The sequence below is a fragment of the Dokdonella sp. GW821-FHT11D02 genome (assembly GCF_058808595.1).
The window spans coordinates 279319-298778 of the sequence record NZ_CM179520.1; the positions used below are offsets into that span (position 1 = coordinate 279319).

At 60.4% G+C, this 19460-nt stretch carries 14 protein-coding genes; 4 read left to right on the forward strand and 10 right to left on the reverse strand.

Annotated features, from left to right (window positions below; translation table 11 throughout):
* Positions 1-1084: 1084 nt before the first annotated feature.
* A complete protein-coding gene (locus AC3QL3_RS01235) occupies positions 1085-7117 on the forward strand; it encodes an RHS repeat-associated core domain-containing protein (protein ID WP_492896430.1) in 6033 nt (2010 codons plus the stop codon).
* 13 nt (positions 7118-7130) lie between these two features.
* The gene (locus tag AC3QL3_RS01240; RefSeq protein ID WP_492896431.1) at positions 7131-7742 is read left to right on the forward strand and encodes a hypothetical protein; all 612 of its coding nucleotides are present in this window, start codon (positions 7131-7133) and stop codon (positions 7740-7742) included.
* 565 nt (positions 7743-8307) lie between these two features.
* Here the strand turns inward: AC3QL3_RS01240 and AC3QL3_RS01245 are convergent.
* The 3 genes from AC3QL3_RS01245 to AC3QL3_RS01255 all read right to left on the reverse strand — a co-directional run bounded on the left by AC3QL3_RS01245 (position 8308) and on the right by AC3QL3_RS01255 (position 10971).
* A complete protein-coding gene (locus AC3QL3_RS01245; protein ID WP_492896432.1) occupies positions 8308-8805 on the reverse strand; it encodes a hypothetical protein in 498 nt (165 codons plus the stop codon).
* Positions 8806-9183: 378 nt separating this feature from the next.
* Entirely contained in the window at positions 9184-9948 is a 765-nt protein-coding gene (locus AC3QL3_RS01250) for a hypothetical protein (RefSeq protein ID WP_492896433.1), read from the reverse strand.
* A 69-nt stretch (positions 9949-10017) separates the two neighbouring features.
* Positions 10018-10971, reverse strand: coding sequence for an alpha/beta fold hydrolase (locus AC3QL3_RS01255; RefSeq protein WP_492896434.1), 954 nt, complete (start codon positions 10969-10971; stop codon positions 10018-10020).
* A 391-nt stretch (positions 10972-11362) separates the two neighbouring features.
* On the opposite strand from AC3QL3_RS01255, the gene AC3QL3_RS01260 reads away from it, so the two are divergent.
* Together AC3QL3_RS01260 and AC3QL3_RS01265 are read left to right on the forward strand one after the other, a co-directional pair.
* The gene (locus tag AC3QL3_RS01260; protein WP_492896435.1) at positions 11363-11878 is read left to right on the forward strand and encodes a hypothetical protein; all 516 of its coding nucleotides are present in this window, start codon (positions 11363-11365) and stop codon (positions 11876-11878) included.
* 27 nt (positions 11879-11905) lie between these two features.
* Positions 11906-12448 (forward strand): MarR family winged helix-turn-helix transcriptional regulator, encoded by a 543-nt coding sequence (locus AC3QL3_RS01265; protein WP_492896436.1) that lies wholly within the window; start codon positions 11906-11908, stop codon positions 12446-12448.
* Positions 12449-12530: 82 nt separating this feature from the next.
* Here the strand turns inward: AC3QL3_RS01265 and AC3QL3_RS01270 are convergent, their stop codons facing one another.
* From AC3QL3_RS01270 to AC3QL3_RS01300, 7 genes are all read right to left on the reverse strand, one after another.
* A complete protein-coding gene (locus tag AC3QL3_RS01270) occupies positions 12531-12929 on the reverse strand; it encodes an NUDIX hydrolase (protein ID WP_492896437.1) in 399 nt (132 codons plus the stop codon).
* A gap of 128 nt (positions 12930-13057) precedes the next feature.
* Positions 13058-13207 carry a hypothetical protein gene (locus AC3QL3_RS01275; protein ID WP_492896438.1) on the reverse strand — a complete coding sequence of 50 codons (150 nt, stop codon included), beginning with the start codon at positions 13205-13207 and terminating at the stop codon, positions 13058-13060.
* Between the two features lie 124 nt (positions 13208-13331).
* A complete protein-coding gene (locus tag AC3QL3_RS01280) occupies positions 13332-14189 on the reverse strand; it encodes a helix-turn-helix transcriptional regulator (RefSeq protein WP_492896439.1) in 858 nt (285 codons plus the stop codon).
* 33 nt (positions 14190-14222) lie between these two features.
* Positions 14223-15008 (reverse strand): isocitrate lyase/PEP mutase family protein, encoded by a 786-nt coding sequence (locus tag AC3QL3_RS01285; RefSeq protein WP_492896441.1) that lies wholly within the window; start codon positions 15006-15008, stop codon positions 14223-14225.
* A gap of 11 nt (positions 15009-15019) precedes the next feature.
* Positions 15020-15874 (reverse strand): alpha/beta fold hydrolase, encoded by an 855-nt coding sequence (locus AC3QL3_RS01290; RefSeq protein WP_492896442.1) that lies wholly within the window; start codon positions 15872-15874, stop codon positions 15020-15022.
* Between the two features lie 461 nt (positions 15875-16335).
* Positions 16336-18156 carry a hypothetical protein gene (locus AC3QL3_RS01295; RefSeq protein ID WP_492896443.1) on the reverse strand — a complete coding sequence of 607 codons (1821 nt, stop codon included), beginning with the start codon at positions 18154-18156 and terminating at the stop codon, positions 16336-16338.
* Between the two features lie 637 nt (positions 18157-18793).
* Positions 18794-19411 carry a GyrI-like domain-containing protein gene (locus AC3QL3_RS01300; RefSeq protein WP_492896444.1) on the reverse strand — a complete coding sequence of 206 codons (618 nt, stop codon included), beginning with the start codon at positions 19409-19411 and terminating at the stop codon, positions 18794-18796.
* Positions 19412-19460: the final 49 nt, after the last annotated feature.

Below are 19460 nucleotides of genomic sequence, written 5' to 3' on the forward strand. Positions count from 1 at the left end.
GCTGCTGACAACGGACTGTCAGCAGAGAGCTGCAGCTGGCGGCTGCGCGATGCCTCGCCTATGATCGCGGCACGGGCCTATAGCTCAATGGTTAGAGCAGGGGACTCATCGAAAGGTGTCGCCGCGGCGAAAGCCACGGACGAGAACGGGATGAATTCAGGGAAACCGCAGCGGCAGCTCGCATCGATGCTGGCCGGCGGCAATCCTGAGCCAAGCCGGCGGTACACCGCCGGAAGGTGCAGAGACTACCTGAGGGCTGCAGCGCCCTTGATCACAGGCTAGAGCGTCCCGCACCCCACCAGCACGCGCTGCGGGTGAAGAGATAGTCCGCGCCGGACGGAAACGACCGGGTCACGCGAATCCCTTGGTTCCAGGTTCGAGTCCTGGTGGGCCCACCACATCAAGGCAAACGCTCCTTCGGCACCGACGGACGATCAAACATAACTTCGCATAGCCTGATAATCCGAGACGCGGGCTCCTCGAAGCGGAATGGTGGCCGGTAGCTCCTCTTCTGCAAGGCTGTCGGCAAATCGTTGGCCCTTACACGGGCGATCACTCGCTCGCCTACCCGACGGAAGTAACCGATCCGTCTGCCGATATCCGCCTTCAATGCCCCGAACGAAGACTCACTCCTCCTGTAGGAGAGCCGCGACCGCAATTGGCCCTGAACGTTCTAAGCAAATTGTTCACTTGCGCAACGCGCCGCTGCCAAAGAAACTAAACGCTGGGGTTCTTCTAGTTCGCTGAGATAGGGGAAAGCTGGGGTATTTAGGCTGCGCAAGAGGAATCGAAGCTGCGCCTATTGAAGAGGAGTCAGAGTCTAGCCAAGAGGGGTCTTGGTCGACGAGCTGACTGCGCCAGGGGTCCAAAACCCTTTACTGCGTTATTTTGGGGAGCCAATCGGCGAGCGATCACATTGGATCGGTCGCGCGCCGCACAGCACGAACTCAGTACGTCTACACGCTAATCCATCTCTGGAAGGAGAGGCGGCGCCTCTTCTATTTTTGATCCTCCTACGTCGATGCTCGTCGGGCTTGGTCATCAAGCCCTCCGGATTCGCTTGGCCAAAATAAGGGGATTTCGAGTGACTTTTGTCTTGAAACATTCATTCCCGTGCTTCTCGATCAAACGAAAGAAGCCTGTGCCCGTGGGCTTTTTAAGAATGGTATTGTCCGCTGCGGTGGCGATGACTTCGAGTGTCGCCTTTGCCCAGCTGTCCTCAAGCGACAACGACATACCCAATCGAGGCGTTGCTCCAACACAGCCCGATCGGCTGCTTTCGGCGTCCGTGCCCGCGTTCGTCGAGTACGAAAAGAAGCTCCTCTACGGAGAACAAGTTAATCCGCTGAGTTCGGATTTGTTCGGCGATGTGGTGTCACCGTACTTGGGGCAGACCGATTTCAGTGTCGTCGACATCGATCTTCCCGGCAACAGCCCGTTACCTGTGCAGCTGCGCCGCCGATTCGCCATCTCCATGCTGACCAAGGAGGCTCTGCGAGATCCCCGCGGAGGGGTGGGCAATCCGTATGGAGGTATCGGCAACTGGGACGTCGAAGTGCCCTACATCTACGGGACGTTCGACCTCAACAAGAAATGGCACTCCACGGAACCAGGTTATGTCGGGCGTTGCAGCACACCCGATGTTGCTCGGGGCGATCCGGGGTACACCTCGTTAGAAATCTGGTCGGGAAACAAGGTGCATATCCCCGGCCAAGGCGAGCTGGGCATGATGCGCGTGGATCCCACGTGGCCACCGCTCAACATTCGGCAAGTGGGTCAAGGCTGGACCACCAGCCGATTCGATGCCTTCGCCTGCATTCCCTCGACCAACGGTGAGGGGTTCAAGATGACAACGACGGACGGCATCACCTATACGTTCGATGTCTATCTTGAACGATGGTATCCCGCCGTTGTGCATTCGCAAGGGCCGGGCGGCGCCAATGCGCGGCTGATGATCTTCCTCTTGGCCAGCAAAGTCGAAGATCGTCATGGCAACAAAGTCGAATACTCCTACGACGGCGCAGGCCATCCCTGGAAAATTTCCTCAAACGACAACCGCGAAATCATCCTCAAGTACAACCCGAGCGACGCCAGTCTGCTCGACAGAGCGGAAGTGACTCTGAGTACGCCTGCGGAGACGCGAGTATGGAAGTACGGCTATCAGAACAGTCCGAGAGACGGCCTTCCGCAACTGACGTCGGTGACGCTTCCGAACAACACGCAGTGGACGTACACGTATTCCAATACCGACTACCTCTACGTCGGCTACGACCAAGACGATACACCGGGTCTGGAATGCAATCCGCTTTGGTTCAACTCGGGCGGAGACTTCAAGCTCGGCATCACTCACCCCTACGGGTCCCAAGCGACGTTCGAGTTCGATTTGCTTCGCCACAAACGAAATCTTCCTTCGTCGGGCGCTAACTGTGCACAGGGGCAATACATCCATCCCCCTTACATCGACACCTTTAGCCTGACGGCCAAGACTATTTCGGAGTCAAACAACACGTCTAGCACGTGGCGCTATAGCTACAACGACAACTTCTGCCAGGGCGCGGGGTGCAACACGGCGGTCAATCGCGTGACGCAGCCGGATGGCAGCGTGATCGAGTCGAAGTATTCGACGATGTACGAGGCCACAGGCCCCTTCGTGCCGGCTGGCTCCGCCATTGCAGGGCAGCTGCTCGGCGTCGAGTACAAGCCCGCTCTCGGCCAGCCGTCTTTGAGATCGGAGATTTATCAGTACGTCACAGGGATCGATGTAGATAGGCAGCCCTTTACCGGTTACCCCTTTCCGTCCCGCTACGGGGAGACATGGGGATCGGATGATGCGGCTTCCGGCAGTGTGCGCCCTTTGAAATCCCTGACGATCACTCAGGACGGCGTAACGTTCACTCGCACTAACGAAACCTTCGATGCTGTCGCGCGCCCTCTTAAGGTGACGCTCTCGAGCAAGGACACCGTTTCAGGCACGTTGAGAGATTCGAGGACGGAAACTACGGCCTACGAGGACAACAAACCGCTGTGGGTCATGGGTCAGATCAAGTCAGTGACGGAAGGGCCGACGGGATCGGGCCCACAAATGGTCTTGAATGCGTACGACTCGGCGACGGCAAACCTCTTGAACGTTCGCGAGTTCGGGGTGCTTAAACGGAGCATGACGTACAAGCCCTCGAACGGGACGCCGACGGCGGGCACGCTGTCGACGATCAACGATGGGCGATACACGACGACACTGGGAACATTCAAGCGAGGAATCCCGCAGAGCGTGAGCTATCCCGACGGCACTTCGGTCAGCGCGGAAATCGACGACGCTGGAAACATTCGTTCGACGACGAACGAGCTGAACAGCACGACCGAGTATGGCTACGACGTCCTCAATCGATTGACATCGATCACCTATCCAGATGGCGATAACGACGGGTCGAATTGGAACTCGACTTCGATCGCCTATCAGATGGTGGACAGCTCACCTGAGGTAGGTCTCAGCTGGAAGCATTTGCGACGGACACGCACGACCGATCAGGCCGTCCAAGTCACGCACTACGATCATCGTTTGCGCCCGATCCGGACGTGGGAGTACGACAACAACAATCAAACCGAGACGAAGCGCTATACCGCTCGGTCATACGACTTTGCCAACCGCGAATTGTTCGCTTCCTATCCGTCCAAGACCCTCAATCCCACCAATGGCATTACGACGACGTATGACGTACTCGGCCGAGTACGGACAACGACGCAGGCCTCTGAGTTGGGGGCACTGTTGACGAAAACCGACTACGTAACGCCCTTCACAAAGGTGGTCACCGATCCGAGCAACAACCGGGTCCAGACGACCTTCCAGGCTTTTGACGCGCCCGGCGAGGATGCGCCGAAGACGATCATCGAGTCGGTCAGTTCCACCGAAAACGTGACGACGACCATCGCGCGGGACGTATTCGGCAAACCGTTGAGCGTACAACGCCAGGGAACGTATAGCGGAGCCAACGTGTCGCAGACACGAACTTATGTCTACGATCCAGGACAACGCCTATGCAAGACGATCGAGCCGGAATCGGGCGCCACAGTGCAAGACTATGATGCCGCCGGCAACGTGGTCTGGGACGCACGAGGGTTGACGCTTCCCAGTACGACCGACTGCAGTCGTACCAGCGTGACGGCAGCCGACAAGACGACGTATCGGTACGACGAGCGCAATCGTCTAGCCGACTCGACGTTCCCTTCGGGCACCTCGCCGATCAATCGAACGTACCGGGATGACGGTGTGCTCAAGACGATCCAGAGCAACGGGGCGAAGTGGACCTATGACTACAACCAGCGCAAGCTGCTGACGAGCGAATCGCTTGAGTACGACGGCCAAACGTTCTTGCTGGACTGGTCCTACGATGGCAATGGATCAGTGAAGCAGCTGATGTATCCCGACAACTCGCTGATCGACTTTGCGCCAAACGCGTTGGGCCAACCGACCCAGGCGGGGACGCTTGCGACGGGGGTGAAGTACTTCCCGAATGGAGCGATGAGTGAGTTCACATACGGAAACGGGATCGTTCACACTTTGACGTCGAATCTCCGCCAGCTGCCCGCGCAAAGCAAAGACGTAAAACCCGCCGCTCCAGCGGTGACCAATCTCACCTACACCTACGACAAGAGTGCCAATGTCGAATCGATCGTCGATGGCCTGCCGTCGGCGACCGAATCGCGTGTCATGACCTACGACGGACTGGACCGTTTGAAGACGGCCAACGCCACAGGGATGTGGGGAGCTGCCAGCTTCGACTACGACCCCTTGGACAATCTTCGCGTCAGCAAGGTCGGAATTCGTAACTGTACGCATGCGATCGACGCCATCACGAACCGCCTGAATTCGATCTCGGGGCCGAATTGTTCCACCAAGAACTATGGATACAACACCCGCGGCAGCATGACCTCGAGCGGCACGCAGGAGTTTGTCTTCGACCGGGCAGAGCGTCTGATCGCGGCGACGGGCAAGGAGACCTACGAGTACGACGGCCTGGGCCGTAGAGTGGGGATCACGCGCTTGCCCGGAACTAACAAGGAGTATCAGGTCTACAGCAAAGAAGGGCAGTTGCTGTTCAGTTGGAACGCGGCTACCAACAAGCAGATCACCTATGCCTACCTCAACGGCTCCTTGGTGGCTCGACAAGAAAACGTCCCGGCGCCGCGCGTCCCGATCAATCTGGGGGCGTCTCCGAATCCCTCCACGTCGGGAAACTTCACGATCTCTTGGAGTAGTTCCGCCGGGGCAACGAAGTATCTGGTAACCGAGCGCAACACCGACGACAGCGTCTCGACGTTCGATGTGGGGACGTCCACCAATTGGTCGCCCTCCTCCCCAAGAGCGGTGGGGCGGTACACGTATCGCGTTCAAGCCTGCAATCAGGAGTGCAGTGACTTCAGCGACCCGATCACCGAGTGGGTTCGGCTGCGAACGCCGACAGGCCTGTCGGCGTCCCCCAATCCCAGCTTCACGGGCGAATTTGTGCTGACGTGGAATGGAGTACCCGATGCGGACGGCTATGAAGTCGAAGGAAAAGAAAGCACGGGTACAAACTGGACCCGGGTTTGCCGCGATACCACGAACAGTTGCGCAATGACGGTTGCCGTGGGAGGCACGTACTCGTATCGCGTCCGAGCGACCCATCCCACCGGCGCTAGCGACTACAGCACTTCGGTAGCGGTAACGGTAACCGCGGTCGACGTCGTCACCGTGGAGCCTTCTATTCCGACATGGGCCGTGGATGGAAACTACACCGTCAGCTGGACGCCGGTAGCAGGAGTGACCAGCTACAAGCTCGAAACCAATGTTCCTGGGGGCTGGCACGTGATCTCGACGCAGCCTGGAACAAACTGGATCAAAACCGACGATCGGGACTACGGTCGCAAGGAGTTCCGGGTGAGTGCGTGCACGACCCCAACGGTTTGCACGCCTCCGAGGTACAGCCGAACGGTGGTCGTACCGGAGCTGCCGTTCCCGCCAGCGTCTCTCGCAATCAGTTCGTGGAGTGGTGGTGGGGTGACGGGCGGGCGGCTGACGCTCACCTGGCCAGCAGTGGCAGACGCTCGAGCGTATGAGGTGCAGGAGCTGAGCGCCGACGGGGAGTGGCACGCCCTCGCAATGGTCCAGTCCGGCGTGTCGTACGTCGTCACCCGCGACAAGGGAACATACAGCTACCGGGTGAGAGCCTGTGGCGGAACTTTGTTCTTGTGGCCCGGAAAAGCGTGCAGAAATCTGTATTCACCCACCCGCACGGTCACGGTGACGCAGCTTGGGTCCAGTCGGACTCCGGAGATCGTCACCACATATGTGCACACAGACGGACTGCGTAGTCCCATCGTAGAAACGGACAAGGATGGCGGAGTGACAGCACGCTTCCTATACGAACCCTACGGAGCGCCGACGAACGCCACGTACTTCCAAGGGCCGGGATATGGTGGGCACGTCATGGATACGGCAACGCAGCTGGTCTATATGCAACAGCGTTACTACGATCCGATTGCGGGGAGGTTCTTGTCGACAGATCCGATGGCCGCAAACCCTGGAAGCTTCAATCGATATTGGTACGCCAATAACAACCCCTATAAGAACATTGATCCCGATGGGCGGCAGTCTTCGTTAAAGGATCATCCTTCATTGAGGGATGGCGTGAGGACGTACAATTTCAATGTTCCCCTTCAGCACTCCGATAAATTACCGCAGAAGATGTTGGAGTCTGCATATCGAGACCTTGAGGGGAAAGGTAAGGACGGCAAAGAGCGAGGAACCGTCGGATACCTCGACGATGGAGTGTATAGTTCTAAGGAGATGCCATCAGTCAGCAGGGGCGAGATTCCATGGACATTTACTAAGGGAGATCCCACAGTTTCCTACTTAAGTCATACGCATGGAGACGCGGTGGAATGGTATGAGGATTATTTCTCTAGAGACGATACAGCAGCCGCCAAGCAATATGCATTGCCTGTTTTTCTTTGGACAAGACATGATGAGTTCAAAGTATATACGTCTGATATGAAGACTGGCGGAAAGGTTCCAGGTGGTAGAAAACTAGCGCCTGACCAAGCTGTCGGAATAACTCTCTGCAAATCTCCATGCAATTAGTTGGAATTGAGCCATGAGACTATTTATAGTGTTCACGGTGATTAATTTACTATCCTCCACGGTTCTAGCTGATGAACTAGTAAATTTATCTGAGCTAAGTGTAGGAAAGCGTGTCGTGCTGTCCGGAGAGGCGCCGGAGTTCGTAAGAAAAATTAAGCTACCTTGTTCTGTCGCATGCGATGGGGTCGCTGACCCTAAGAATATAGATGGGGCCATAAGTCAGTTAGAGCATGGATTCGATGATTACGTACTGAACGTCGCTATTGATAAACTAAAGATGGCGTGTAAAAAATTGGGGCCCGAGTGTCGCCCGCAAAATAATATTCTGTGGGCTAACTTTTATGAGTCGCTCAAAGAGGTAGAGATTGAGCCGGACCATAGTTTTGGTGAGTATTTTAGCCAGCTTAATTACTCTCTGGCAGGCGCCTGGAATATAGAAAGAAAATGCTCATATGAAGCCAAATTGTGTGATTGGTTCTTTGTTCGCGTGCGAGCTTCTCCTTATATGATTTCGGAAATGATTGTTAGGGGGCTATTATTGAATATATCCGGAATTAAATATAGATTCGCCGACATCGTCCACAGCATGGGCGACTTGGTTGAGGTTAAGCCTCATATAAAATGAACTATCTGAGTTAATCGAGTGATAGTGGCGATTAGCCAATATATTCAAGCTTAGATGAATGATGCGAGATAAGGTTTAGAAATTTATTATGTACATACAAGCCCGGTTCCGGCTTATGTCCCGGCGCCGGGTTTTTTTGTTACACGCAAAATTGATCGAAGAGGAAACATTCTCGCGAAGGCTATAGGCAGCACTTCGTGGGTCTTAGGTATTTCGCTATGGCGCTTCTGCCCTCTCTTGAAACGCTGCCAAACGATGTTCCGGAGTACATCCGGCTCATAGCAGCTAATGAATGAAATTGAATAAAAATTTGGATCGCGGCCCAACTGTGCTTTCCAACCGCGTCCAAACTATCCTTTCACCCACACGTATGGGTGAACGCAGAGTTTGGCCGCAGAGAGCCCGACTCACGGACCAGCAAAGATTGCTGCTGCCCCATGCCTGCAAGCGGCGGTATCGGTGTCAGCTGAGATACCTAGCCGAGGCGCGCCTAGGACTGAAGTTCACGAACTCGGCCCGCTGAGAAGCGCCTCCGCCACAAGACTCGTTTGAACGTACAGACGACTCACCGCGCAACGGAATCCTGCTTCATCCAATACGACACCACTCGGATCTTGCCCGGACTTTTCCAGTGGATCGTCAGCGTGAAATCGGCCAGTTCCCAGCTATGGATGTCGTAGCGGCCGACACGGGTCGGTGCTCCCATCTTTCTCACGGCATCGTCCACCGTGTCGGAAAAACGCAGATCGTTCCACAACGGCCCCTTGTAGCTCTCGTATTCGGCCTCGTGCCCCCAGAAGCCAAAGTCCGATAGCAGGAGCGGTGCCTTGTCAAATTCCGGATACTCCTTCTCGAGCACCAGATGGGCATTCTTGGCAGAGAGGCTCAGACCCAGGGGCAGTGCCCCGATGGTGTAGATCTCCAGGTTCTTGTCGAGCTTGACGCCATCGGACCGGGTGATATCGAAAGGCATCAACACCTTTCTGCCCGGATCGCTGTCGAACGGTTGCGCGATGGCGGAGACGAAGTCCTGCGCATCCGGGTATCGATCAGGCACCTTCATGGGCTCGTTCCTTTGGGCTTGTGGATCACTTGCTTTCGATGATGCCGAAACGGCCGATGGTTGGCGCCACCACCCAACATCGGCTCGCATGAACTCCAATCCAAGCCTCAGAAGTCTTGACCGTGTCCGCCGCCCATCGCGGCGCCAACGGCCTTCGCTGCAGCTCGGCACCCAGAAGGTGGCTCACTGCGAGGAAGGCTGTCAAAGGCGACAGCCCGGCCTCTGCTCTAACGAGCGCGGCCTAAGGCCCGTCGGATTAGCAAAGTGGGAGAGGCCAGCAATTCAGCCTGCTTCCCAGCCGAGGTGCGTGCCTATCTCGGCGTGACCGTCGACGAGCAAGTCGGCCGGAAGAATTCCCAAGATGCTTTTCGGAGGCAGTCAGTGATGCGCGCCGGCATCGAGACACAGCACCTCGCGGTAGGCGCAGAGTGCGTCGATCAAGGGTTTTTCGTCGGCCAGGATTTTGGCCTTCTCCGTCGCGCCGACGAGTTGAATGATGTAGCTCTGCTCGGCGTTGCCTTGTTTGTCGATGAACGGGTTCAGCAGACTGGCAGGATCGTTGAGATTCGGGACCGCGCCGATATCCGTGTTGCTGACGCCTGGTGCGTAATACATGAAGTGCGGCATCACCATGGTGTGCACGCGCATGTCGGGCGGACCGATGTTGCGCATGATGGGCGACACCATGTACGACAAGCCGGCCTTGCTCGGGACGCGATAAGTCTTGTTGTTGAATCGGGCTGCGATCTTCTTTTTCAGCTCGGCCGCCGTCAGGCCTTGAGCGCGCAGCGCGGCGGCGTCCATGATGGCGCGAAGGTAGTTGGGAACGCCCGCGGCGTCGTAGCACAACGGGATGTAGATATCGTCGCGGTAATCATTCAACTCCCACCCGGTGCGTTCGACGATGCACTCGATGCCGTTGCTGGTTTCGCGAGCGCGCACGTAACCGGTTTTCGGATCGAGCAGGTACACGCCGGCCTTCTCGCGCAGCGCCGGCGGCAACGCGCTCAGCGCGTACTGCGTTTCCAGTTGCGCAGGCATGGCGGAGATCGTCGGCTCGGACGCTTCGGTAGTGAGCGGCACGACCGAAGCACCGACGGCGATCGTCATGGAGAGAATGGTCAGTAAGCGCGAAGCGTTCATGAGTCGGTCCTTGTGCAATCGTGGATGTATGAATCGGATTCGTGAGTGTCGCCAACTCACCTCGATGCCCTATTTGGAAATCGATTGCGGGGCTTGAGGAACGCTGCTTTTCGACGGTCCGGAGAGAAACGGCTCGGCCGCATCCAGCAGTTGCGGCGACGAAGAAATTTCGTAGTGCGTCACGCCCGGCAAGATCGCCAGGCGGTTCTTTGAAACCCCCTCGCGCTGCCATCCGCCATCACGTTTGCCGCCTCCGAGCAGTTGATAGAAAGCGATCTCGCTTTCGGGGCGGAACAGGTCACTGTCGCCGTAGACCAGCATGACCGGGCCTTGCAACTTCGGTACGTCCGCTGACCAATCGAATGGGCGCGACAGAAAACCGCCGATGGCGTCGAGCAGGCGCGGGAAGTCGGCAGGTTTGGGTGCCACCGCGACGTAAGATTCATAGATCGGAGTGCCCTTGAAGCCTTCGGCGGCGCTGGCGTTGATGCCCTTCTGTTCGCCGCCGATCGCGGGGTAGAACGCATCGTTGGAGTACGAAGAAGACACCAGCACCAACTTGCGCACGCGCGCAGGTTGTTGGACCGCCATGCGCAATGCGACGCCGCCGCCTAGCGAATAACCGAGGACGTCTGCGCTGTCGTAACCCAGGCGTCGAACGAGCGCGCCCATATCGTCGCCCATCCGTTCGACGCTGAATGCCCTGTCGCCCAGCGCAGTGCGGCCGTGACCCTGCAGATCGACCAGGATGACGGTGTGTCGCTTGGCCATTGCGTCCGCTACCGGCCCGAACATGGCGCCGCTGCCGAGTCCGCCGTGCAGCAGCAGCAAGGGTTCGCCCTGACCATGCAGCTCGTAGTAGTAGTCGACGCCATTGATCGGAAGAACGCCGCTGCGTGCCACCGCGGCCGCAGTGGTTCCTGTTTGTGCCGACGCAGTCCCACTGGATATTGCGGGAGGCGCAGCGAACGCTGAAGGTGATAGCGCGGCGAAGAGGCAGGTCAATAACAGGGAAGAGCGCATGGAAAACTCCAGAGAGTAGGTTGTGGACGAGCTTCGGCTTGGGCTTCCCTTCAGCAACGAACGGCCGCGATCCGGATCGACATCGCCAAGAAGAAAATCTCGGGACGTTTATTCGACTCCCGCTCTTTCAGGAGTGCGCTTCAGTAGGCGTAAGCAAGGAGTGTCCGGTGCAAGAGGGCATGACTACCCAACGCGCGAGCGTCGATTGCTCTCATCCATCGCGAGCCTTCCCCAGAGCTGTCCATCGAGGTGCCGGCATTCCCAGCAGCCACAGCTTTCGCACAACGATCGAAAGTCGCCTGCGCGGTGCTTTCGATCTAAGAGCAGGCAGCGCGCCACATCGCTTGAGGCTCGCTCGGTGCACTATCAGAAGCGGCAGGATTAGATTACCTTGACGATCAAGATAATTGCAAGAGGTGATGCCGTGCTCTCCGATCTCATCCCCATGACCCTCGATCCCGTCATCATCTGCTTGTCCGTGACGACTCTGGCCGCAGGCTCGTTACTCGGCGGTGGCGCCTATGAAATGCGAGTGCTCGATCCGGTGTGGCCGCGCCGAATCGACATCGTCCAGCCTCAACACGGCGGAATGTCGCGCAAGCGCTTTTGGATACCGGCGCATATCGTGTTCGAAAGTTTGCTCATTGCGTCGCTGGTTCTGACGTGGGAGTCGCCGCAAGTCAGGGACTGGCTGCTGGTGAGTCTGATCAGCCACGCCGTGATGCGCATCTGGTCGGCGTTCGACTTCATTCCCAAAGCCCTGGCATTCGAACGGGGCGATGTCACCAGCGACCGCGACGAATCGTTCAAGAGCTGGGTCCGGCGCAGCAAGTGGCGTCTGCCGTTAGACTGGACGACCTGCGGCGCGCTGGTCATCGCCTTGTCTCGCGTCAGCGGCACCTCGTGACCGGGCGTCAATCACTCCAACAGAGCCATGACCAAGCGAAGCAAGGCCCCATCGCCTCCCGATCCGTCCTTGGTTGAGCAGGTGGGCTTGTGCGTCCGAAAAATGGGAGCGCAAAGCGTTCTTACGAGCCAGACCATCGCAGAAATCTTCGCGATGCATACGACTGATCTCGAAGGGTTGGATCTCATTTTTTTGAGGAAGCAGGTATCTGCCGGACAGCTCGCGGAAGCGACCGGCCTGTCGACGGGATCGGTCACCGCCTTGATCGACCGACTGGCATCGGCGGGTTACGTGGAGCGAACCACGGACCCTTCGGATCGGCGCAAGGTACTGGTGTCGGTACGCCCCAAGGCGATCGAGCCGATCAAGGCGGTGTATGTCGACATGAAAAAGCGCATGACCGCGCTTTGGTCCGGCTACTCGACGAGCGAACTCGAACTCGTCTGCGATTTCTTGACGCGCAGTACGGCGCTCCAAGTCGAATGCGTCATCACCATCCGCGCCGACGCCGCATCCAAGCGCTCCAAGCGGAAATCGCCGCGAACTCGCACGGCGAATCCTGACGCGTGACGCTTAGATCATCGAGGTGCTTGAAGAAACCGGCGGATCGCTTGCATGCGCTCCATTGGAGCGGCAAGTTTGGTGACGCGATTCAGCTGAGCTCGCCGCGATCCCGCAACCAATCGAAGATGATCCGATCGACCGGCGCGCATCGCTCACTGTCCGCATACGTCAACCACGCGTACTCTTCGATCTCCGCGCTCGCGCGCAGCTGCCCGTCGTATTCGGCCGCGTAGCAAGCCATCCGTATCGTGACTCCGGCGGCCATGCCGTGCGCCTGCGCTTCGAAGGTGCCAAGGCTGCGAAGCGTTCCTGGTTTGAGACGGACGTCCAGCTCCTCGCCGATTTCTCGGCACAAGCACGCTTCATCGCTTTCGCCTGGCTCACGTTTTCCGCCCGGCAGGTAGTACGTATCCTTGCGCCGCGATCGCGTGCTCAGCACTCGGCCGTTTTGCGTGTATACCCACGCGACTTTATCGACGATTTTCATAGCCGCCGAATTCTACGCTCCTACTTGTCGCGCGCCATCCGACCAGTCGGCTCGACGCCTGGCCAGCGGCCTTCACGGCCGCTGTCATCGGAGGTCTCGGCTCGCCGCAGCGAAGGGCGAAATACGCGTCAGTCCGGCGTCGACGCCGACACGTAAGCTTCCTTCAGCTTGGTCGCACATTCCTCGCAGCAGACTTCGACCGTCCTGCTGCCGAGCTTCACCTTGATCAGGTTGTCGTCGAGCGGGCAGTCGCAAGCGGCACAGGTCTTCGGGATCACGGCAGTACTCCTCGGTAACGATGGGTGTAGGAATTTTGCATCAGGGACGAGGGCGGCGCTGTCGGATTCTTTAGCAATCCCGTCGTTCGCCACTCAGGCACCACGCGCGGCCAAACGGCGCCGCTCATTCTCGACGCTCGTCGCGCGGCCTCTTCCGTGCGATCACCGCCTCGCGGAATTCCGACGGCGAGCGGCCGTAGACCTGCTGGAAGGCCGCGCTGAAATGGCTGTGGCTGGAGAAGCCGAGTTCGAGCCCGAGTTGGCCGAGGTCGTCGATCTCGCCGAGCAAGTCGAGCGCGCGCGCCAGCCGCAGGCGCAACTGATAGCGATACAGCGGCAAGCCTTCGACCTGCTGGAACACTTGTGTGAGATAGACCGGCGACACGCCGATCTCGGCGGCGATATCGGCCAGCGTCCAACGTCGAGATAGATCGCCGGCGAGCACCAGCTTGACGCGATCGGCCAGACGCTGCCGGCCGATGGTCGAGCCGGCCGCGTGCGCGGTGCGCGGCCCGAGCGCGCGCTGCACCATGGTGAGGGCGAGACTTTCCGCTTCGAGCGGTTCGGCGAGCTTCTCGCGCAGGCTGTGACGCACCATCGCGACCAGCGCCTGCGCCCGCGCGTCGATGCGCAGGCGCAGCGGTTCGAAGTGGAACGCCTCCATGTCGCGCAGCAACGCACGCGGCGTCACTTCGCGCAGCATCGCCTCTTCCACCTGCACCACCAGGCTGGCGTCGCCGCCGCGCACCGGATGATGCGTGCGGTAGTGCGCCTGCGCGTTCGACAAGAGCACCTGCCCCGCCTCGGCCACGCACAAATCCTCGCCGTGGTGGCGCACGAACAGCCCGCGGTACGGAAAAAGAAGGTGCGCGGCCGCACTCCACGGCGCCGGATCGAGGTGATCGCCGTCGCCGTCGCAGGTTGCATCCCAGACGACGACGAGGGGGGTCTGCAGCAGTTGCTCGAAACGGAAGCCGCTCATGCGCGCATCCTGGCACAAGGCGCGGGCGCCGGTTCAAGCGTTCGCATAGGTCGCTTGCGCCAGCGACTGCAGCTGCCGCATGACTTCCGCATACGGACCCGGGCCGTGACTCACGCGTGCCACGCCGCAACGCGCGAGCGTGGCGAGCGGCGGCGTCGCCGAGGTCGCCATGATGTTGAGCGGCAGCGGCGAGGCCGCGGCGAGCGTCTCGATCAGTCCGGCATCGGCCAGTCCCGGCGCGAACAGTCCGTCGGCGCCGGCGTCGGCGTACGCGCGCGCTCGTTCGAGCGCGTGCGTGACCGCCGCGGCGTCGTGCGGCACGCCCTTCTGGAAGAACACGTCGGTGCGCAGATTGATGAAGAAGCGATACCCGTGCGCATCGGCCGCCGCACGCGCGGCACGCAGTCGCCGCTGCATCGCCCCGATCTCGCGCAGCGTGCCGTCGGCCGGATGGCTGTCCTCGAGGTTGCAGCCGATCGCGCCGGCCTCGATCGCGCCCACGATCGCAGCCGCGGCCGCGTCGTCGCCGTCGCCGTAGCCGCTTTCCAGGTCGACGCTGAGCGGCAGCGGCGTCGCGGCGGCGATGCGGCGCAGCTGCGCGAGGGCGAGATCGAACGGCAGTTGCTCGCCGTCGCCGAAGCCGTTCGCCGAGGCGATCGACCAGCTGCTGGTCGCCAGCGCCGGTGCGCCGCCGGCCGCGACCATGGCCGCGCTGCCGGCGTCCCAGACGTTGAGCAGGACGAACGGACGGCCGCGCACGTGCAAGGCGTGGAAGGCGTCGGCCTTGCGCTTCGTTGAATTGCTGTCGGAACGATTCATGCTCGTCTCCCTCACGCCGCGGCCAGCCAGTGAGCGCGCAGTTCGTCGTTGAATTCGCTCCAGCGCTCCTCCGGGAAGAAGATGCGCGCGCCGTCGAACTCGACGCGCTTGCGCGTGCCGGGAATCGTCTCGGCCAGCCAGCGCGACCAGGCCACGTCGAAGTAGATGTCGTCGGTACCCCAGGCCACCAGGGTCGGCGCGCGCAAGGTGCGCAAGCCCGGCTCCATGCGCAGCGTGTGCACCGGATCGAACGCGGCGAGGAAGCGTTCGAGATCGCGCGTGCGCTGCGCGTTGCGCACATGCGGCTGGAGATAGACCTCGATCGTCTCGTCCGACACCAGCGCCGGGTTCTCGTAGGCGGGACCGAGCGCTTGCTCGGCGCGGTAGACCGCCTTGTCGGCGAGCATCGCCGCGAGCACACCGGGCAGGCCGCCGGCTGCGGCGAGGTCGAGCACCGGCTTGAACGCCTGCGGCGGCCAGTTGTCGTGCGCGTCGCAGTTGGTCAGGGTCAGGCTGCGCACGCGCTCCGGCCAGGTCGCCGCAAAGATCTGCGCAATGCCGCCGCCGCTGTCGTTGCCGACCAGGTCGACCTGCTCGATACCGAGTGCATCGAGAAACTCGCGCAGCATGCGTGCGTTCGCCGTGACCGAGACGTCCTGCTCGGCTTCGATCTCGGTGTCGCCGTGCGCGAGCAGGTCCGGCGCGATGCAGCGGCGCAGGTCCGACAGCTGTTCGAGCTGGTGCCGCCACAGATGACCGTTGAGCAGAACACCGTGCACGAACAAGGCGACCGGGCCTTCGCCCTGTTCGGTATAGGCGATGCGGCCGGACGGCGTCTGGATGAAGTTTTTGCGGGAATGGCTCATGGCGTGGTCCTCGAATGGAAGGGGAGGCGGCGGCATCGCCCGGAACGATCGCGAAGCGCGTGATCCGGTGCGGGCCGACGCGTCGCAGTGGACCAGCCGCGGCGCTGCGGCCGCTATCAGGTTCTTTAGCGATCGCAGCGAGGCGGCACGGCGCCTTGCCCGGAGCCGTTCCGTTGGGGCTCGAACTTCACCCGGGGGAAGGTTCGATCGTCCGCGCCTAACGCTGGAGCGGGCGCTCGTGCGCGCGTCGATGGCGCGTCAGCGAGCGGGCCGGCTCTAGTCGTTACGGCGCAACGCTCCGTGCAGCAAGGGCACGAGCGCAAAGAGCACTTTTTTGGAGGAGATCGAAGAAGCGGTGTCACCGTGCATCTAACCGTGATGCCGGCATGGGCATCACGATCCTTGTGAATCACCGCGTCGCGTGACTGGCCGAACTATCCTTTCATCCACGGTTCGCCCGCTCAGTCGTCGAAGCCGTCGGCGAATATACGATCGAGCGGTTGCAACAGACCGTAGACGTCGACCTTGGTCGAGCCGATGCCGTCGTCCGGAAACGAGGCCATGTACACGCGGCCGCCGACCACGGTCGGTGGCGTGAACTTGGGCCAGTTGCCCATGCGGTCACGCGGGGCGTCTTGTTCGGAGTTCCACAGCTCGTGGCCGAGGTCGTCCGCGTCGAACGCGCGCAGGATGCCGGGATGAATGCCGCTGTTCGCGCTCGAGGTGCTGAAGGACATCGACGACCAGACGATGCCGGAGCCGGGTGTCGAGCCGTTCGCCGACAGCGTCAGTACGCCACCGGCCGAGGTGTTGGAGAAGACGGCGCTCTGCGAAACCGGCGTCGTCGTAAAGGCGGGTGTGCTGGGGCCGTAGTCGGCGTTGAATCGGTACGCGTTGAGCTTGCTGTGGCTGTCGGCCCACACGTACATCCAAGGTCCCACGCCGCCGTTGCGGTTCCAGTACACCGGCCCGCCTTTGATCTCTTGGCCGCCGTTGGAGAACGTTTGCACGATGTTGCTGTTGTCGATGTCGACGCCGAGCTTGCCCAGATCGGAGGTCTTGGTGACGTAGAAGGTGCCGCCCTTGCCGGCGCCGACGATGAGTTCCGTTCCGGGAATCAGGATCGGCCCTGAACCACCGAGGTCGACGTCGCCGGCGTTGAGGTCTTCGAATTCATTCGGCGTGAACCAGTCGAGCAACGGCGTATCCGGCGTCGCTCCGAACTTGACGAAGGATTCGCCGAAGTTGTCGACCCCATCGAACGGCCCGTTGCCGACGATGAAATAGACGTTGCCGTTGCGATCGATCGCCGGCGCACGGCCGGCCATCCAGATGCCGCCGCCGAAGTACTTCGAGCCGGACGGCGCCGGCGACCAGATCTTGGTCTGCTGCAAGGTCGCGGCGTCGTAGACCATGATCCAGCCGTGGTATTCGAAGCGATCGCTGTGCCCGGCCCAGGCGATGAACACGCGCCCGTTGGCGAGCGCGAGACTGGCGCGCTGATGCGCAATCTTCGGATCGAAAGTGACAGTGCCGCCGACGCTGCCGCCGCCGTTCCCCGGCACGCTGCCGCCGAGCACGACCGGGCTGCCCGCCTTTTCCATGAGCGTGCGGATATCGAGTGCGTGCAGACGCTGGCAGTACTGCGCGTTCGGCGTCGGAATCGGCCCGGGGTTGGGCGGAGTGCAGCCGTTCTGTTCGTAAGTGCGCGCGACCAGGTACATCGTCGAGGTGGCGAGATCGATCTGCGGCGTGCTCTCGATGCCGACGTTGCCGATGATGTTGTCGTTGAAGCCAAGAATCTCGAGGATCGTGTTCGCGCGCGAGCCGGCCACTTGGCTCGCGAGATTGAGCGAAAGCAGCGGGAGGTCGTTCTGCGAATCGGCGTCGAACGCATAGACCCAATCGTTCATCGTGACGACGTACAACACGTTGCGCTTGCCCTTTCCGGGAATCTCGACGTCGCGCACGTACAGAGGTTGCGCGAAGACCGAGCCGCTGACGGTGTAGGACCACAACTTGCCGAACGTCGCGACGTTCACGTTGCCGGCGGTCAACCGGGTTTCCGCCAGGTTCGCGCCGAGACGCGCATGGTCGTAGCGCTCGGTGATGACATCGATCTGCGCGAACGCCGGCCCGAGCGCGACGGCGCCGCAAAACGCTGCGATACAGCGCAAGGAGCGCAGCTGTTTGCGGCGCTGAGCGATGGCGTGGCTGCGGGCGCTCGCATCGTCATCACGGATGCGGCGTCGATCGGACAGCCATTGGATAGTCGTTCGCATTGCGGCTCCTTGATGAGTTTCCGTGACGATGGATCTGTCTTCCGACGGCGCGACCGGCATGCGCGGAAATCGTTCCTGCCGTGAGCGTTACTTGCACAGAGCGGATCGGCTCGCGGTCGCGCTCATTGTCATTGGATTGCGATGACGGAAAAGTCGACGTTGGGTTTCGAGCAGTAGCCGACCGGACAACGAGTTGAGACTGTTCAGTGCGCGGCTGGACGTCGCACTCTTCCTGCGCGACGGCTCTCGATGCCGGTCGTCGCGCAGTCATCCGGCGCAGTAAGGCGGCAGCGCAAGCAATCGGCCACTGCTTCTACGTCGCTTTCGACCATCTAGGGAGACGTCCGGCGGATGTCTCTCAAGCCTTCCGCCCCATCGCGATCTCTGCCGGCGACTGGCTCGGTCGGCGCGAGAAACGCCGAATCGCTCAGCGAAATTCCGATCTGCCGCGGAATGTCGCACTCTCCGTCTGCGGCACTTCGCGTTACCTGCTTCCCATCCGTCGCCTTTCCGTGGCCGCGGATGATAAAGGGACTTCGGCGAGCCAAGCTAGAAGCCGGTCGCAGGTTTGCGTTGCGAAACGTCCCGCGTCGCAGGGACGCGCGTCCCTCGCAGTGAGCGAGCGGCCGAGGGCTCTCTATCCGATCGGCCGGACCGGCTGTCGCAGGATCGTCCTGAGCCTCGACGGTTCCGTCTTGCGCGGATCGCTCAGATAGATTTCATGATGCAGGCCATCGAAAGTCATGCCCTTGCCCGGCATGACCTCGCGGTGAAGGCGAGCCAGAATCGGGCCTTCCTCGTCGTAACTTCCCACGTGCAGCGTCTGCAGCGATAAACCTTCCGCGTAGAGTTCCAGCCGGAGACTTTCCGGCGCGGGACCGAGTTTCTTGACGGTCTTCGCCGCCGCATCATCGAACAGGGCGCGAGGGACGAAGTCGGGGGCCATGATCATCATCGTCCAGCGCCAGCGATCCTTCTCCCGCGTGATGAAGGTGTTCGGATCCTCCGCCCACCACAGGCCTTCCAAGGGCGGCACCACATAGTCTTTTCCAAGCGCGGTTTTCGCGGCGAACTTCAGCGCGTAGCTGATCCCATACAGCCACGTGATCGCCGAGCGATAGGCGGGAGCCGAGTTGGGATCGCCTTCGCCGTCGATCTTGACGAACGGCATCTCCGGTACGTCGACGATGACGAATTCCGCAGCGGGCGGGCTGTAGAGCGGTTTGTGCAATTTCTTGAAATCGATTTTTTCCATGACCCACGCTCCGTCCGGAGTGGAAGTGCGTCTGGCAGGCGCATTTATC

What these genes read in the sequence shown, in the direction of transcription:
- AC3QL3_RS01240 (WP_492896431.1), top strand. Translation starts at nt 7,131, where the DNA reads ATGAGACTATTTATAGTGTTCACGGTGATTAATTTACTATCCTCCACG.
- AC3QL3_RS01245 (WP_492896432.1), bottom strand. Translation starts at nt 8,805, where the DNA reads ATGAAGGTGCCTGATCGATACCCGGATGCGCAGGACTTCGTCTCCGCC.
- AC3QL3_RS01250 (WP_492896433.1), bottom strand. Translation starts at nt 9,948, where the DNA reads ATGAACGCTTCGCGCTTACTGACCATTCTCTCCATGACGATCGCCGTC.
- AC3QL3_RS01255 (WP_492896434.1), bottom strand. Translation starts at nt 10,971, where the DNA reads ATGCGCTCTTCCCTGTTATTGACCTGCCTCTTCGCCGCGCTATCACCT.
- AC3QL3_RS01265 (WP_492896436.1), top strand. Translation starts at nt 11,906, where the DNA reads ATGACCAAGCGAAGCAAGGCCCCATCGCCTCCCGATCCGTCCTTGGTT.
- AC3QL3_RS01270 (WP_492896437.1), bottom strand. Translation starts at nt 12,929, where the DNA reads ATGAAAATCGTCGATAAAGTCGCGTGGGTATACACGCAAAACGGCCGA.
- AC3QL3_RS01280 (WP_492896439.1), bottom strand. Translation starts at nt 14,189, where the DNA reads ATGAGCGGCTTCCGTTTCGAGCAACTGCTGCAGACCCCCCTCGTCGTC.
- AC3QL3_RS01285 (WP_492896441.1), bottom strand. Translation starts at nt 15,008, where the DNA reads ATGAATCGTTCCGACAGCAATTCAACGAAGCGCAAGGCCGACGCCTTC.
- AC3QL3_RS01290 (WP_492896442.1), bottom strand. Translation starts at nt 15,874, where the DNA reads ATGAGCCATTCCCGCAAAAACTTCATCCAGACGCCGTCCGGCCGCATC.
- AC3QL3_RS01295 (WP_492896443.1), bottom strand. Translation starts at nt 18,156, where the DNA reads ATGCGAACGACTATCCAATGGCTGTCCGATCGACGCCGCATCCGTGAT.
- AC3QL3_RS01300 (WP_492896444.1), bottom strand. Translation starts at nt 19,411, where the DNA reads ATGGAAAAAATCGATTTCAAGAAATTGCACAAACCGCTCTACAGCCCG.